Source organism: gamma proteobacterium symbiont of Axiagastus rosmarus, assembly GCF_059730925.1.
This window is the reverse complement of sequence record NZ_AP035925.1, coordinates 61,660-74,345: the sequence shown is the minus strand read 5'-3', so window position 1 is coordinate 74,345 and position 12,686 is coordinate 61,660. Positions and strand designations below refer to the sequence as shown.

General features: G+C 57.4%; 14 protein-coding genes. 6 read left to right on the top strand and 8 right to left on the bottom strand.

The window, feature by feature from the left end; all coding sequences use genetic code 11:
- Positions 1-6 precede the first annotated feature (6 nt).
- Positions 7-750: an alpha/beta hydrolase gene (locus AC6I8F_RS00365; RefSeq protein WP_371815521.1), complete on the bottom strand. Its 744-nt coding sequence runs from the start codon at positions 748-750 to the stop codon at positions 7-9.
- Between the two features lie 489 nt (positions 751-1,239).
- Between AC6I8F_RS00365 and AC6I8F_RS00360 the strand changes: the two genes are divergently transcribed.
- Complete coding sequence (locus AC6I8F_RS00360; RefSeq protein WP_223815726.1) at positions 1,240-2,316, top strand: EpsG family protein; 1,077 nt, start codon at positions 1,240-1,242, stop codon at positions 2,314-2,316.
- Positions 2,317-2,342: 26 nt separating this feature from the next.
- Here AC6I8F_RS00360 and AC6I8F_RS00355 read toward each other — a convergent pair whose 3' ends face one another.
- Positions 2,343-2,672, bottom strand: a complete 330-nt coding sequence (locus AC6I8F_RS00355; protein WP_166712405.1) for a hypothetical protein — start codon at positions 2,670-2,672, stop codon at positions 2,343-2,345.
- Here AC6I8F_RS00355 and AC6I8F_RS00350 point away from each other — a divergent pair.
- A complete protein-coding gene (locus AC6I8F_RS00350) occupies positions 2,562-3,599 on the top strand; it encodes an acyltransferase family protein (RefSeq protein WP_058758174.1) in 1,038 nt (345 codons plus the stop codon). The genes AC6I8F_RS00355 and AC6I8F_RS00350 overlap by 111 nt on opposite strands.
- Positions 3,600-3,647: 48 nt before the next feature.
- On the opposite strand, the gene AC6I8F_RS00345 is transcribed toward AC6I8F_RS00350, so the two are convergent.
- The 6 genes from AC6I8F_RS00345 to AC6I8F_RS00320 all read right to left on the bottom strand — a co-directional run bounded on the left by AC6I8F_RS00345 (position 3,648) and on the right by AC6I8F_RS00320 (position 8,773).
- Positions 3,648-4,640, bottom strand: a complete 993-nt coding sequence (locus AC6I8F_RS00345) for a LacI family DNA-binding transcriptional regulator (protein WP_058775602.1) — start codon at positions 4,638-4,640, stop codon at positions 3,648-3,650.
- Positions 4,641-4,719: 79 nt separating this feature from the next.
- The gene (locus AC6I8F_RS00340; protein WP_104094305.1) at positions 4,720-5,850 is read right to left on the bottom strand and encodes an ROK family protein; all 1,131 of its coding nucleotides are present in this window, start codon (positions 5,848-5,850) and stop codon (positions 4,720-4,722) included.
- Positions 5,851-5,949: 99 nt separating this feature from the next.
- Positions 5,950-6,690 (bottom strand): replicative helicase loader DnaC, encoded by a 741-nt coding sequence (gene dnaC, locus AC6I8F_RS00335; RefSeq protein WP_021506883.1) that lies wholly within the window; start codon positions 6,688-6,690, stop codon positions 5,950-5,952.
- Positions 6,690-7,226 carry a primosomal protein DnaT gene (gene dnaT, locus AC6I8F_RS00330; protein ID WP_275027333.1) on the bottom strand — a complete coding sequence of 179 codons (537 nt, stop codon included), beginning with the start codon at positions 7,224-7,226 and terminating at the stop codon, positions 6,690-6,692. Before dnaT ends, dnaC begins: the two co-directional genes overlap by 1 nt.
- A 101-nt stretch (positions 7,227-7,327) precedes the next feature.
- Entirely contained in the window at positions 7,328-8,005 is a 678-nt protein-coding gene (locus AC6I8F_RS00325) for a hypothetical protein (RefSeq protein WP_498028380.1), read from the bottom strand.
- Between the two features lie 78 nt (positions 8,006-8,083).
- On the bottom strand, positions 8,084-8,773 hold the full coding sequence (locus AC6I8F_RS00320) for an autotransporter domain-containing protein (RefSeq protein WP_125311765.1): 690 nt from the start codon (positions 8,771-8,773) through the stop codon (positions 8,084-8,086).
- Positions 8,774-8,960: 187 nt separating this feature from the next.
- Between AC6I8F_RS00320 and AC6I8F_RS00315 the strand changes: the two genes are divergently transcribed.
- From AC6I8F_RS00315 to AC6I8F_RS00300, 4 genes are all read left to right on the top strand, one after another.
- Entirely contained in the window at positions 8,961-9,521 is a 561-nt protein-coding gene (locus AC6I8F_RS00315) for a DNA-3-methyladenine glycosylase I (protein WP_058781878.1), read from the top strand.
- A gap of 109 nt (positions 9,522-9,630) precedes the next feature.
- Positions 9,631-10,293: an OmpA family lipoprotein gene (locus AC6I8F_RS00310; protein WP_021506888.1), complete on the top strand. Its 663-nt coding sequence runs from the start codon at positions 9,631-9,633 to the stop codon at positions 10,291-10,293.
- Positions 10,294-10,450: 157 nt separating this feature from the next.
- A complete protein-coding gene (locus tag AC6I8F_RS00305; RefSeq protein ID WP_338670622.1) occupies positions 10,451-11,455 on the top strand; it encodes a LacI family DNA-binding transcriptional regulator in 1,005 nt (334 codons plus the stop codon).
- 58 nt (positions 11,456-11,513) lie between these two features.
- Entirely contained in the window at positions 11,514-12,539 is a 1,026-nt protein-coding gene (locus tag AC6I8F_RS00300) for a LacI family DNA-binding transcriptional regulator (protein WP_058758181.1), read from the top strand.
- Positions 12,540-12,686 lie beyond the last annotated feature (147 nt).

Below are 12,686 nucleotides of genomic sequence, written 5' to 3'. Positions count from 1 at the left end.
TCCTGCTTACCGCTTCACCAGGCTGATTTGCCAGGCGTGGAACAGGGTGAGCCAGTTTTGCACCGGCAGATGTTGCTTCTGGCCGGTGCCAAAGCCGTGACCGCCCTGCTGGAACAGATGCAGCTCCACGTTGACCTTGTTCTGCCGCAGTGCGCTGAACATGCCCAGCGCGTTTTGCGGTGAGGCGGTGCCATCATTCAGCGCCTGCACCAGAAAAGTCGGCGGCGTGTGCGCGCTGACGCGATCTTCCTGCGAAAGCTGCGCCATTTGTTGGGCAGTGAGATCTTTACCATACAGCGCCGTGCGCGTGCCTGGGTGGGTCACGCCCTGTTTCAGCGACAGCACCGGATAGATGAGCGCGCTGAAATCCGGGCGCGCCGACACCTTATCCTGCGCATCGACCGCCTGATAGTTAGCTTCATCGGGAGTGTTGCTAAGATTGGCGGCAAGAAAGGCACCGGCGGAAAAGCCCATCACGCCAATGCGGTCAGGCGCTACCTGGTACTGCTGCGCATTGGCCCGAATCAGCCGCAGCGCTCGCTGGGTATCGGCAAAAGCCTGCTGGCGATACTGCGCTGAACCGTCGTGTGGCAGACGATAAATTAACACAAATGAAGCATAGCCCTGCTGGCTGAGCACGTTGGCCACATCCAGCCCTTCAAGATCTTTCATAATATAAGAAAAACCCCCACCGGGAATGATTAGCACCGCCGCATGATTATTTTTTCCGGTTGCCGGAACATAAATCATTTGTGGCGCATCGACGTGGGTAACAGCCCGGTTATTAATGGCCGGATTTTTACTAAAATTAATAAATTTATTATTTGCTGACACTTCATCTGGCCAGATCGGAATTTCCTTATTGGCAAACGCGGCCGGAAGATACAGTAAAAAAAACAGGCTAAATATCCGCAACCCTCTCATCGCACTGGCTCCAAATCCTGAATAAAAACAGTAACAAAAGTCAAACTGAGCGGATAAAATCGCTCAGTGACGCTCCAGCTCCCCGCGAGATAATGAAAAAAAATACTCATCGAAAAATGTCTGTGGAAACGGTAGCAAATAAATATGGCAAAACCTATTCAATATAATATCGGACCAGGAAAAATTAGACTTTTCTCATGTTTACGTTAACAAGGCCGTATGTTATAAGTGAATTTTAAACTATAAGAATCTGTGACCATGGGAATTTACTGGATCATAAGTCTTAGCCTGACTTTCGTCGCTATTGTCGAAATCATGTTAAGTAAAAATGAAAACACAGCGCAAATCAGGACGTGGCTTTATTTTGTTGCCGTTGTAGTACTTTTTACTTTTGGCGGTATTCGTGGCCTGGGAACCGGCCTTGATGACTTCCAGTATCGCGACTTCTATGCCCAGTTTATCGATAAAATTATTATCGAAGGTTTCTGGCGTGCGGTCGTGGAATTCCGTTATGAACCAGCCATTTACGCCATTGCCGGCGCGACACGTATCTTTACCGCTAATCCGGACATTTTCATCTTTGTCTTCGCGGTCATCGCTGTTGGTGTCAACGCGCACTACTTCCGTAAGCTGACACCGCTGCCGCTGGTGGCCCTCGCCGTCTACTCTGCACACCTGTTTATCAACAAAGACATGAACCAGATTCGCTTCGGTTTATGTTCGGCGTTTTTAATGGGCTTCGTCTGGCACATGTCGCGGCGCAGCAAGTCTGGCATGATCACCACCTTCATCCTGTCGTTTATCAGCCACGCCACCGCGATTGTCGCGCTGCTGATTCCGCTGGCGATGATTGTGCGTAAAAACAAATACATCCCGATTGCTATCGTGGTCGCCAGCCTGCCGCTGGCGTTTCTCGGCAGTTCAGCGCTGATCGCCGCGCTCTCCAGCCACCTCGGTGCGCTGGGCGACAGGGCCATGGGCTATGCCGATGCCGATTCTCGCCAGGAACAGGGTATTCTGACCCTGTCGAACCTGAAGAATATCGGCTTCGTCTTTATCTTCAGCTACATGTTGCTGAGCGATAAAATTAAAAATTTCGACCCGGAAAAGTTTAATACCTATTACATTCTGGTGATCACTTTTGCCATCGGCAGTGGCCTGAGGATGGCGCTACAGGATTACGCTTCTGGTGGTCGTCTGGCGAACTATTTGCTGCAGGTTGAGCCGGTGCTTATTTCGCTGTGTATCTGGGAAACCAGAAAGCTGAAGAAGGTGCTTGCCGTGGCTGTCACCATTCTGATGGTGCTGTACTATCTCTACTACAACACCGTATCGAGCAAGCAGTCGATTGTCGGCTATGAGGTGTCACGCACTTTCCAGCTGTTCCGTTAGGTCCAGAAATAACGCTAGCCAACTGGTTAGCGTTTTTTCATTAATAAGCCCTTTCTCATCGTCATCCAGGGAAAATCCGAATATTTTACTGGTCCTGAACATTGCTTGCTTTTTATGTGGATTAAAATTCTAATAGATTGCATCTGCTCACGCAGAACACCTGTGATAAGAATATTCCGAAGCAACCATGCAAAGTCTTTCATGGCTTTTCCTGGCACGTCGTCACTCAATGAAAGAATGCTGACATGAACGAAAAAAACAATTTTGACATCGTACGACTTTCCCTCGCCTTTATCGTAATGCTGGTGCATTCCGCTGAGGTGACGAGAAACGCCGATATCCGTTTCCTGGCGCATTTTCTCAATAGTGATTTTGCCGTCAAAGGATTTTTCGCAATAAGTGGTTTTCTTATTGCAAAAAGTTACTTAAGAAGTAAATCGCTGACGTCCTATTTTATTAAGCGCGCGCAACGTATATTGCCGGCTTATATTTTCACCATCATCATGTGTTTTGTGATTGGCATGTGTCTTACTACTCTGCCGCTGATGGATTTCCTGAAAAATAAAGAAACCCTTAAATATCTGGTCGCCAACTTCTCGTTTCTTAACTTTATTCAGCCGTCGCTGCCGGGCGTGTTTACCAACAACCCCAATCAGCCGCTGGATGGTTCACTGTGGACCATCAAAGCCGAGCTGACGCTCTACGTGCTGCTGCCCTTTATCGTGCCGTTGCTGAAGCGAAGCCCGCTGAAGGTGTGGAGCGTGATTTTTATTATCTCCTGCGCCTGGTACTTCTACTTCACCGCGCTGTACAGCGGCCCGAAAGCCGATACGCTGGCCAAGCAGTTTATTGCGCTGTCGTCCTACTTCTTCTTTGGCAGCCTGCTGGCGGTGCATCAGCCAACCTTTGACCGTCTGAAAGAGATCACCATTGTGTCACTGGTGGTGTTCCTGCTGTTCAAGAGCACGGATTACGCGTTTATCGTTGAGCCGGTGGCGTTTTCGGCGGTAGTGATTCTGTTCTGCACCAGCCTGTGTAAAGAGATTAAAATCAGCCAGTACGGCGATCTCTCTTACGGCATGTACCTCTATCACTGGCCGATTATTCAGGTGCTGCAGCATTTCGGTGTGTTCGATGCCAACGCGTTTGCTGGCCTGGGGCTGACAATTGTAATGACGCTGGCGCTGGCTTACACCTCGTGGAATTTGCTGGAGAGCCGTTTCCTGAAGCGCACCCATCACGCTCAGCCGTCGATTGTGCCGCCCACCGCTGCACGCGACTAAGCGTTAATTATGCAGGCGCACGTCGCGCCTGCACCAAAGCGCCACCGCTCAAATGGTGGCGCCCATCGACAGCTGATAATGCAAATCCACCTGTTCAATGGTGGGCTGCTGGTTAATCTTCTTCAGCACAATTTCCGTTGCCACTTTGCCCATCTCGAAGCGCGGTGTAATCACACTGGCCAGCCGCGGCGTTGTCGCCTGACCAATCTCCAGTCCGTGGAATCCGGCAATCGCCAGCGCCTGCGGCACTGCAATGCCTGCCGCCTGACACTCCTGCAGCACGCCGACCGCCAGATCATCGTTGGTACAGAGAATGGCATCCATCTGCGGATAGAGCTGGCGCGCCAGCGTCATCATGCCGGTGCCAATCGACACCGAAGAGACTTTGTTCGGTACGATGCGTCCGGCCGGCAATCCGGCCGCCGCCACGGCATCGCAATAGCCGGCGTAGCGCTGCTGGTCACGGCGATCGGACATCGAGCCAAAATAAATCACCCGCTGTTTACCGCTGGCCAGCAGCATCGCAGTCATGTCGTAGCCAGCACGGTAATTATCAAAGCCGACGTTAATGCGCCCGCGGGTCTCGCTCAGTCCCATCACTTCGGCGACCGGAATGGTGGCCGCGTTGAGATACTTTTCCGCGCGCACGGTGTGCACCGACTCGGTCAGGATCAATCCCTGCACGTTAAAAGCCAGTACCGTGGCAATCTGCTCCTCTTCGCGCTGCGGATTGTAATCGTAGTTGACCACCAGCGTCTGATAGCCGTGGGCGCTGGTGACCGATTCGATTCCGGCCAGCAGATCGGCAAAGATTTGATTATTGAATGAGGGGATGAGCACGCCGATGCGCGGCGGCGGGTGCCGCGACGCCGCGGTGTTTTCCTGTTCGGCGACGTAGCCGATTTCGGCCATGACGCTGGCGATTTTCGCCGCCGTTTCCGCCCTGACCTTTTCCGGCGTGCGCAGATAGCGGCTCACCGTCATCTTGGTGACCCCTGCGAGAGTCGCAATATCGTCCAGAGTGATGCGCTGCGTTTTCATTGCGCGGTCCGCAAAGAGAGCCTGTCAATCAACGTATTATGCCCGCTGGCGAGTCAAAAAAGAAACGCTGCTCAGCCGGTCATACCGGTCGTTCGTAATGCTCAATCACCGCCAGCGCCAGACCGTTGGCCGGATCGATGCGCTGCGGCAGAAAGTGCAGCGCGGTATGGGCAAAGGTAAACGCCAGCGTGCCGGCCTGCGCCGCCTGCTGTACCGCCTGCACAAACGCCGGTTGCGCATTCCACGGGCCGTCAATGATGATGCTGGCCGGATTGACCAGCTGCATCACCTGGCTCAGCGCATGGCCGAGATAGCGGCCGGTCTGCGCCATCAGCTCATACACGATCTCTGGCTCGCTGTCGCCGGACTGCCAGCGTAAGCCGGGCTTACGCCGGGCCAGCTGCTGCTGGATCGCCGGCAGGCTGACCAGCGTCTCCAGACAACCCTGTCGCCCGCAGCTGCAGCGCGCGCCGTTGGGCTGCACGCTCAGATGGCCGATCTCACCGGCGGTCCAACTGCTGCCGCTGAACACCTCGCCGCGCTCCACCAGCGCGCCGCCCACGCCATCGGCGATGCGCAGATAGAAGTGGCTTTGCGCTTTATTGAGCTCCAGCTGCTGCACCGCAAGCAGCGCGGCCGCTTTGACGTTATTCATGATGCGCAGCGGCAGCTCAACGCCGCGCCGCAGCGGCGTCAGCACATCGACATCCTGCCAGCCGAGCGGCGCAGAAAAGTGCACCCGCCCGCGCTGAGAATCAATGATGCCGGGAAAACCGATGGCGACGCCCAGCAGCGCCGGATGCGCCGCGCGCAGCGTCTGACACACTTCCGTCAGCTCGTGCAGCAGCCCGTCGGCATCGGCCGTTTCGGTGCGCCAGGTTTGCTCGGCCACCACGCGCGAAAAGTAGTCGCACACGCGCCAGTGAATCGCCTGGCGCTCCACCATGATGCCCGCGCTTTTCAGCTGACCCGCGCGCAGTTCGATCTCAATTTTGGGCCGGCCGGCCGCCGCCACGCTGACCGGGCCAAGCTCGTGAATCAGCCCCTGCGCCAGCAGGTCATCGATAATCAGGGAAACGGTGTTTTTGCTCAGGTCGAGCGCCAGCGCCAGATCCTGGCGGGAAGTGATGCGGGTGGTACGCAGCTGCGTCATCACCCGCTTGAGGTTGTTCAGTCGAAGTACCGCTGGTCCTTTCCCGGCTGCTTTCATCGCACCCTCACCTGACAAAGAGTAATAGGTGTAAGTTTAGCAGCCCGCACCGTCGGTTAATCGCCGGTAAAACCGGGTTTTTACCGCTTCTGCCGCGTATCAGTACTCGTCGCCGCGCACGCGGCTGCGGTAACTTTCCCAGTCAAAACGCACCCACAGGCTATTACCGAGGCGCATGCGATCCATCACCCGTTCGCCAAGCAGCGTATTCATGCCGGCCGGATCGAGGTTGGAGAGCATGCCGGTCGGCCGCTTTGACGACGAACGGCGATCAACAATCTGATTGATGATCACTTTCTCGTAGCGCGATTCGCTCTGCATGCCGATCTCATCGATCACCAGCAGATCGACATGGCTGAGATCCTGCAGCAGCCGCTCTTCGGTCAGGTCGCTGCCGCCGCTGAAGGTGCCTTTCATGCTCGACATCAGATCGGCCACCGTGACAATCAGCACGCTTTTGCCGCGCAGAATCAGATCGTTACCAATCGCCGCCGCCAGATGGTTTTTACCGGTGCCAGGACGGCCGGAGAAGACAAAGCTGGCGATGCTGTTCTCAAACCCGGCGGCGTATTCACGCGCCAGACTGAGCGCCTTGCGCTGGCCGTCATTTTCGACGCGGTAGTTGTCGAACGAGCAGTTCATGTGCAACTCACGGATGCCGGAGCGGCCCATGATGCGCTGCATCTTCATGGCGCGGTTTTCGCGCACAATCGCTTCTGAGCGCAGCCGGCCCTGCTCCTGATTCCACGCCAGCAGCTCGGCGCCGTTTTTAAACTTTGGCTGCACATCTGCGGGCATGATTTTTTTCAGGCGACTGAAAAGATCGTTCGGCGTTTTCATTACTCACCTCGGAATCCATCGGGAATATCATAATCAGTATTGCTGATCTGGGTGATATCGCGCTTTGGCTGACCGCCGTTGGCGGCGCGGTTCATCTGCACGCTGCGCGCCAGTTTCTGCTGCCACTGTACATGGTGAAACAGCCGGCCTTCGGCCTGCCAGTAGGCGACGAAAGCCGCCAGCTCTGCGGCGGTCACCGGCTCGCTCAGCGCCACGCCCCAGATCGCCGCCTGGCGCTGGAAGTCGCTGTCCGGCTGCCAGCCCGAATACATGGCGAACTTGCCCACCGGCACGGCGACCGGCGCGGCGTCGCTGTGAAACAGGCTGTCGTCCAGCGTGACATCATTCGGCTGCTGCGCCGCCGCTTCCAGCGCCAGCAGGTGCGCGAGACGCTGCGGCGTGATCGCGTAAAACGCCGGAACATTATTGTGCAGCACCGCCAGCGTGCCGTTATCGGCCTGCTGCAGCGTGGTGAGGGGATCGTGGCAAAAGCCGTCCAGCCCCACCAGCGTTGAAGATAAGATTTTGACTGACATGAAGAAACCTGACGTTGACTCACCCGGTGCACCGGCGACCCGGTGCTAAGCGGTCAGTGTACCTGTTTTAGCACCGGGGATCGCCATAAAACCGCGCGGATTTAGCGCGAGGCGAAGTGCGGTTCAGCCGCCTCAATGCTGACCATGCGACGGCTGGCGTGGGCCGTTGCCAGCGCCGGGCGGGTTTGCCACAGATAGCGCAGCGATGCCACCAGACACAGGCTGTAGCCAAACAGCTCGCTGCCCTCTTCCGCCATGTTCTTCACCACGCGGTTATAGCCATCCAGCATCAGTTGCTGCCACAGCTCATGCATGCCAAACAGCCGCGAGAACACCAGCACCGCCAGCAGCCCGGCGGCCATCATTTGCCAGCTGCGATGCTGCAGCAGTGCCGCCAGGCCCGGCAGGATTTGCCGCGGCTGACGCAGCGCCATCGCCAGCGAGGCCGCGGTCGTTGCCAGCGCAAACCACAGCCATGCGCCGTGCTGCACCACGTCGAACAGAAAATCCATTTCACGAATCAGCATGCAGCTGAAGAAGCCACCGACCAGAATCAGCGCGCTGCGCTGCTGCGGTCGTTGCCAGGCGGCGAGGAAGAACAGTGCGGCAATGGCCGCCAGCATCAGCTCCTGTGTCGCTTCGGTGAAAGAGGTTTCGTGCAGTGCATCGTTCATCCAGTTGACGTCGATGTAGACCATCGCCATACAGAAGACCAGCACCAATCCACTGATGATAAAGGCCGCCAGTTCGCGGCTAATAAGAATAATGTTTTCGCGCATTGTGATACCAAATCAGAAAATAATTAGCGCGCTTATTATATTTCCGCTGGCTGGCACCACTTCTCATTTCATGCCGCTTCAGAAGCTGGCGCTGACGCCGAGGTTGTAAATGAACTGTTCGCCGCTGCTGACCGCACCGGTCTGGGCGAAGGAGGCGAACGCCGCCATGTTCTGGCCGAGCGGCAGACGGGCACCGACGCTGACATCCATCCAGTTCGTTTCCCGGTTCATCTCTTCCGGCCGATCGCGCGGCGCGGCCGTGCCGTCGAAGCTGAGCTGATGGCTGTAACTCACCTGTGCCCACGGCGATATCCAGCCAAAACTGGAATCCACGCGCCAGCCCAGTGAAGCGATGTGTTCGGCGTTATTACGATCAACCGGCGCGCAGGCGGCGCAGCTGAGAGTGGAATCATCGACGGCAAACTGCGCCACCGGACCGGTGCGCAGGCGGTCATTCATTGGCAGGTTCCAGCCTGCCGAGTAGCGGTTCACCAGCGGCGAGTTGCCGACGCTGGCCGTTTCGCTATGCAGCGCCATGCCGCCGCCGGGCGGATTGAGCGCGGCATCAAGCAGATCGCTGTCGCGGTTTTCTGTCAGCATCAGATGATTACTGGAAATTTTTTCGGCAAGTATCGCATTGTAATCCGGCGCGCTGCTCTCGCTGGCCTGATCCCAGGCGTACGCCGGCAGGGCCGCCACCAGTAGCCACCCACCGCTAAAGGCCAGCGCAAGGAGACGCTGGCCGGTCCGCTGACTGTTCTGCCACATGAAAGACTCCTGACGAGCCGGAAGGGATCGGGTTGGCCTTGAAATTGATGATGATCCTGAAGCGTTCACCCGGTTGCAGCGCGAACGTCCATGACGTTATTATCGGCACCCATTGATTAACTATTAATCGATTCTTTCAAACGTCAAGCGACTGACCGCTTTTTCCTCATGCTTAGGGAGTGATGCAATGCAGCGATGTGGCTGGGTAACACAGGATGCGCTTTATCTGGCGTACCACGACACGGAATGGGGCGTGCCGCAGACCGATAAGCGCGCCTTATTTGAGATGCTGTGTCTGGAGGGGCAACAGGCTGGCCTGTCATGGATCACCGTGCTGAAAAAGCGCGAGAACTACCGCCAGGCGTTTCATGATTTTGATCCGCAGGCGGTGGCGCTGATGGATGAGGCCGATCTGCTGCGCCTGCTGCAGAACAGCGGTTTGATCCGCCATCGCGGCAAGCTGGAAGCCATCATCAATAATGCCAAAGCGCTGCTGGCGCTGGAGGCCACCGGTGAAGACTTTTCCCGCTTTATCTGGTCATTTGTCGATAACCAGCCGATTTTGCACCGTTACGCGGATTACAAACTGGCGCCCACCACCTCCGAACCGGCCATTGCACTGTCTAAAGCGCTTAAGAAGCGTGGTTTTAAATTCGTCGGGCCTACAACCTGCCACTCTTTTTTACAGGCCTGCGGGCTGATAAACGATCATCAAACCAGCTGTTTCTGCCATCCCGATAATCTTTAAGGCAAAAGTTTACAAATTAAGACTGCGCCTCACGAATTTCCCCATCATTGAACGGCATAATAGTGCCGTTTTGGGGCATTTTCCCCGTTTCCGTATGAGGGACTTTTTCATGAAAAAGCGTGTACTGGCGCTGGCCTTGTTAATGAGCGGCAGCGTGGCGCTGTCGGGTTGTACCACCAATCCTTATACCGGCGAATCGCAGGCCGGGAAATCGGGCATCGGCGCGGGTCTGGGCGCGGTGCTGGGCGCTGGCGTGGGCGTGCTCTCTTCGTCGAAGAAAGATCGCGGTAAAGGTGCGCTGATTGGCGCAGCGTCCGGTGCGGCACTGGGCGGCGGCGTCGGCTATTACATGGATGTGCAGGAAGCCAAACTGCGCGACAAGATGCGCGGCACCGGCGTCAGCGTAACGCGTCAGGGCGATAACATCGTACTGAACATGCCGAACAACGTGACTTTTGACTCCAGCAGCGCCAACCTGAAACCGGCCGGCGCAAATACGCTGACCGGCGTGGCGATGGTGCTGAAAGAGTATCCGAAAACCGCCGTCAACGTGGTCGGCTTTACCGACAGCACCGGCACACGCGCACTGAACATGCGCCTGTCGCAGCAGCGAGCAGAAAGCGTTGCCAGCGCGCTGATCGTGCAGGGCGTGGCGCAGAACCGCCTGCGCACCCAGGGCATGGGCCCGGATAACCCGGTCGCCAGCAACAGCACCGAAGCCGGTAAAGCCCAAAACCGTCGCGTCGAAATCACCCTGAGTCCGCTGGGCTAAGGCACAGGCCGGTCTGCCGCTGCAGGCCGGCTTTTGACGCGCTTTTACGCGCTTATTGACGCGCAAAGCAGCAGATAACGCGTAAACGTCGCCGGACGATAGAGCCAGCGATGACTTTATGCTAGCGTGATCAAAATTTGATCAGTGGAAAGCCATCATGTCACTCAAAGCTATCGCCTCCGCCCTTGGCCTCTCTGTGACCACCGTGAGCCGTGCGCTGAATGGGTTTGATGATGTCGCCGCTGCTACCCGCAAACGCATCGAAGAGGAAGCCGACCGGCGCGGTTATCGCCCGAATGCCGCCGCGCGTCGCCTGAAGACCGGCCGTGCCAATGCGGTCGGGCTGGTGTTTCCGGTCAGCAATGCCTCACTCAACGACAGCTACTACAGTGAAATGCTGCTGACGCTCGATCAGCGTCTCGCCCTGCACGAGATCGATCTGCTGTTGCTCCCCGACAAACCGCAGGATCAGCAGCGCAATTTGCTGCGCATGCTGCGCAGCGGCGTGCTGGACGCGCTGATAGTCACCCATACCACGCCGCAGGATGTGCGATTGCAGCGCCTACAGCAGAAGGGTTTTCGCTTTCTTACGCTGGGGCGCAGTCAGCTGCCGCAGCCTTACGCCTGGTTTGATTATGATAACCATGCCGGAACGCTACTGGCGGCGCAGCACTGCCAGCAGCAGGGCTATACGCGCATCGCTTATCTCGGCGGTAACGAGCCCAGCACCTACATTCTTGACCGCCGGCAGGGGTTTATCGACGCGCTGCCCGCCACGCCATGCGCACAGCAGGCTGGCTGGATGGCCGCGCTGCCGCCCTCGCGCCGCGCGGGCTATCAGCAAACCCGCGCCTGGCTGGCGCACGATACTCAGCCTGACGCCATCATCACCGACTGCAGCCCGCTCGGCGAAGGCGCAGCGATTGCCCTGCAGCAGGCCGGGCGTCTGAGCGGCGCGCAGGCAATTCCCCTGTACGTGTACGATGGTCTGCCGCACGACTCGATTATCACGCAACCGGTCAACGCGATTCTGCAATCATCACAGCAGCGGATTGGCGAACGCGTCGCCGAAATGGTGCTGCAGCTGCTGGAAGGCGCGCCGCCCGCGCAGTTACAGACGCTGTGGCAGCCAATGCTGCGCCTCACTTCTGACGCACAGTGATTGCGCGGGTGCCGCGCTGTGATAGTCTTCGCCTGATGCAATTAATCAGGTGTATGTGATGAAAACCAGGCCGCCACGAGCCACAATCAGTGACGTTGCCCGCACGGCAAAAACCGGTAAAACCAGCGTTTCCCGCTATCTGAATGGCGAAGTTCATCTGCTTTCGCCGGATCTGAAAGCCCGTATCGAACAGGCAATTGCCGACCTCAACTACCGCCCCAGCCAGATGGCGCGCGGACTCAAACGCGGCCGCACCCGGCTGATAGGCCTGATCATTGCCGATATCACCAACCCCTACTCGGTGGATGTGCTGAGCGGCATTGAAGCCGCCTGCCGCGCGCGCGGCTTCACGCTGCTGATGTGTAACACCAACAACGAAGTTGACCTCGAACAGCACTACCTGCAGCTGCTCAGCAGCTATCAGGTGGAAGGCATTGTGGTGAATGCGGTCGGGATGCACGAAGAGGTGCTCAACCGTCTGCAGCAGTCGATGCTGCCAATGGTGCTGATTGACCGCAAAATTCCCGACTTCGCCTGCGACGTGGTCGGGCTCAACAACCCGGAGGCCGCCCGCATCGCCACCCGGCATCTGCTGGATAACGGCTATGAAGCGCTGCTGTTTCTCAGTGAACCGCTCGGCAGCGTCAATACCCGCCGCGAACGTCTCGCCGCCTTCTTTGATACCATCAGCGGCGCGCCACAGGTGGTGGCAGAGAATGCCGAAGTGGTGTTGCATCAGCCGGCGCAGCTGGAACAGGTGCTGCAGGCGTTTCATCAGCGCCATCCGGGCAAACGCTGCGCGGTGATGGCCGCCAACGGTGCGCTGACGCTACAGGTGGCGCGGGCGTTACAGCGCCTGACGCTGCGCTGGGGCGAGAGCATTGGCCTGCTGGGCTTTGACGAACTGGAGTGGGCGGCGCTGGCTGGCGTCGGTATCACCACGCTGAAGCAGCCCACCTGGCAGATCGGCTATGCCGCGCTGGAGCAGGTGATCGCGCGTATCGAAGGCAGCGAACAGCCGATTCGCGAGCAGGTTTTCTCCGGTGAACTGATTGTGCGCGGCTCCAGCCAGCCGCTGCGCTAATCCCGCTTTTCACGGCTCACTTCGTGAGCAGGATCATAATTCCGCACTCTGCTACTTTCCTTTGGAACCGGTTCCATTAAGCTTTTTACAGCACATTAACGTGCTGTCCGGCGCAAAACGGTGCGGCGGGCAGTACAGCGAGACAGG